The 272-nt window shown below is 52.2% G+C and carries 1 protein-coding gene; it reads right to left on the bottom strand.

Features of this window, described 5'->3' with window-relative positions:
- Positions 1 to 272, bottom strand: a 272-nt coding sequence (locus tag H6A20_RS13275; protein ID WP_338106723.1) for a hypothetical protein, incomplete at both ends; no start/stop codon positions are given.

Below are 272 nucleotides of genomic sequence, written 5' to 3'. Positions count from 1 at the left end.
TGTGCTCATGTTCAAGCATCGGAATGGTTTCGGTCTGAACATGGTCGCAGACCGTGCAGTCACGTGCTTTGGAGCCTTCTTCGGTCTCGGTGGCCGGCTTCGTCACTCTCCATTCGCCGTAGGCATGGTTTGCCACATTCAGCTTTTCCCCACAGGAACACTCCTGCCAGTGATTAGTATCATCATATTTCCATGCTTTATCGTGAACATCGTGCGTATGGACCGGAATCGTCTCTTCCTGCGTATATTCGCAGACGGAGCAGGTGCGTTCT

Origin of the sequence: Mordavella massiliensis, from assembly GCF_016901695.1 — a bacterium.
Classification (GTDB): domain Bacteria; phylum Bacillota; class Clostridia; order Lachnospirales; family Lachnospiraceae; genus Claveliimonas; species Claveliimonas massiliensis_A.
The sequence above is the reverse complement of the archived record's forward strand: the minus strand, read 5'-3'. Positions and strand labels throughout refer to the sequence as shown.